Raw genomic sequence first — 2,339 nt, 5'->3', positions numbered from 1 at the left:
TCCGCGGCCAGGGCGCGGGTGAACCCGACCACCCCGAACTTCGCCGCGCAGTACGCCGTGGCGTCACTGACCGCCTTCACCCCCAGCGTCGACGCGACCGTGACGATCCGACCCCGGGACGCCTCCAGGAAGGGCAGCGCCGCCCGGATCACGGCGGCGGTCGCGAGCAGGTCCACCGCCACGATCCGGTCCCAGGTCTCCCCCGGCACGTCCGCCAGGCGGCCGGGCACGTCCATCCCGGCGGCCGTCACGACGGCGTCCAGCCCACCGGCGCGTTCGGCGAGCCGCCGCGTCGCCGCCTCGGCGGCCCGGGTGTCGGCCAGGTCGCACTCCACCCACGGCACCCCGTCCGCCGGGGCCTGCCGGTCGAGCACCACCGGGCGCCCACCGGCCCGGGCGACGGCGACGACGACAGCCGCGCCCAGCCCGCTCGACCCGCCGGTGACCAGGACGGTGGAGCCGGTGTTCATCGCGTCCCCTCGGCCGGGCGGGACGCCGCCGTCGTGCCCGGCGACGGGCGGCCCAGGCGGTCCGCGGCCGGCACCGTGTCGCTGAGGCGGGAGGCACCGGGGGTCCGCTCCCGTGCGGCGGCGATCATCTCGGTGGTCGAGCGCCCGTCCAGGTACGGCACCACGACGGTGTGGCCGCCCCAGCGGCGCAGGAGTTCCGCCTCCGGCAACGCCGGCTCGCCGCCACCGGTGGCGTAGTCACCACCCTTGACCCAGACGTCCGGCCGGAGCCAGGTCAGCGCCGCGTGCGGCGTCCGCTCGTCGAAGACCACGACCGCGTCGACGCAGCTCAGCGCGGCCAGCAGGCGGCTGCGGTCGCCCTGGGACATCACCGGCCGCTCGGGTCCCTTGAGCGCGGCCACGCTCGCGTCGGAGTTCAGGCACACCACCAGGCAGTCACCGAGTTGCCGGGCGGCCTGCAACGTCGCCACGTGACCCGCGTGCAGAAGATCGAAGCAGCCGCCGGTGGCCACGACCGTGCCGCCGGCCGCGCGTACCTCGGACACCACCGCGGAGGCCGCCGCCACACCGATGCGCTCGCCCGCGACGCCGGACCCGGTGGGTGGCAGGAGTCGGGCCGGCGGGGGCAGGACCGACGCCACTCCCCCGTCCGCGACGTACGCCGACGCCTCCGCCACCGCCTCCTGCACCGCCTCGGACACCAGCGCGCCCCGGGCCAGGGCGAGGGTGGCCGTGGCCGCGAACCGGTCCCCGGCCCCGCAGGTGTCCCCGTCGGCCGTCATCGGCGCGGGCACCACGAGCGGCGTCGACCCGGCGTGGCAGAGCAGCGCGCCGTCGCCGCCCAGCGTCACGGCCACCGCACCCGCCCGCCAGCGGCGCCGCAGGCCCTGCGCGCCGCGCGAGGCCGTGACCAGGCGCGTCACGCCGGGCCGCACCTTGGCCAACTCGCGGACCTCGGACTCGTTCGGCGTGACCAGGTGGATCCCGGGCACCGCCGCCGGCCCCCGGGGGTGGGGGTCCCAGACCACGGGGGCCCGCGTCGCGGCCAGCGCCGCCCGCAGCGCCGGCTGCCGGGCCACCCCCCGGCCGTAGTCGCTCACCAGCACCGCCGAGGCGTTCGCGAGCACCCGTAGCACCGCGTCGGACGGCGCACTGGGCTCCCCGGGAGCGCCGCCCCGGTCGTGACGCAGCAGGACCCGGCCCCGGGCCCGCAGTCGGATCTTCTCCGGCGTGCCACCGGCCAGCCCGAGCGCGTACACCTGGACGCCGGCCGCGGTGAGCAGCGAGCTGAGCCGGGCGCCACCGGCGTCGTCGGCGAGGGCGGTCACCAGGACCACCTCGGTGTCCGGCGCCCCCGCCGCGAGCGACGCGGCCAGGCCGGCGCCCCCCGGCCGGTCGGCGCACGCGGTCTCGTCCAGCACCGGCACGGGCGAGTCCGGGCAGAGGCGGTTCACCACCCCTTCCACGTCCCGGTCGAGCAGGGTGTCACCGACCACCACCACCGGTCCCCTCACGCTTCCCCCCTCATCGCGCCTGGACCTGCGGCCCGCCGTCCAGCACCACCTCGACCCCGGCCCGCACCGGGCCGGCCGCCGGCGCCGCCGGCACCCCGGCCGGTGGGTCGGTCTCGCCGGCCGGCGCCTCCGCCCGCGTCCCGGCCGGCGCGGCGAGCGCCGCCGGCAGCGCCCGCTCGACGTACTCGCAGAGCACGTGGCTGGAGACCAGGTGCAGTTCCTGCACCACCTGGCCGTCCGGGGAGTCGACGGCGAGCGTCTCGTCGCAGAGGTCGGCGAGGGGGTTCGGGGTCGGGCCGGTGAAGGCCCAGCAGCGCAGGCCGGTGTCGTGGGCGGCGTGGGCGGCGTGCAGGAG

2 protein-coding genes and 1 pseudogene are annotated in these 2,339 nt (G+C 78.4%); all 3 read right to left on the bottom strand.

Annotated elements, in window-relative coordinates:
- Positions 1 to 470: SDR family NAD(P)-dependent oxidoreductase (locus AB0873_RS32265; RefSeq protein WP_366604556.1), on the bottom strand; the 470-nt coding region annotated here is incomplete at its 3' end.
- The gene (locus AB0873_RS32260) at positions 467 to 1,984 is read right to left on the bottom strand and encodes a PfkB family carbohydrate kinase (protein ID WP_366604554.1); all 1,518 of its coding nucleotides are present in this window, start codon (positions 1,982 to 1,984) and stop codon (positions 467 to 469) included. The genes AB0873_RS32260 and AB0873_RS32265, both read right to left, overlap by 4 nt.
- Before the next feature lie 10 nt (positions 1,985 to 1,994).
- Positions 1,995 to 2,339 (bottom strand): annotated as a pseudogene (locus tag AB0873_RS32255) (phosphoheptose isomerase); the annotation flags it as partial.

The organism is Micromonospora sp. NPDC047707 (assembly GCF_040704235.1).
Classification (GTDB): Bacteria; Actinomycetota; Actinomycetes; order Mycobacteriales; family Micromonosporaceae; genus Micromonospora.
The sequence above is the reverse complement of the archived record's forward strand: the minus strand, read 5'-3'. Positions and strand labels throughout refer to the sequence as shown.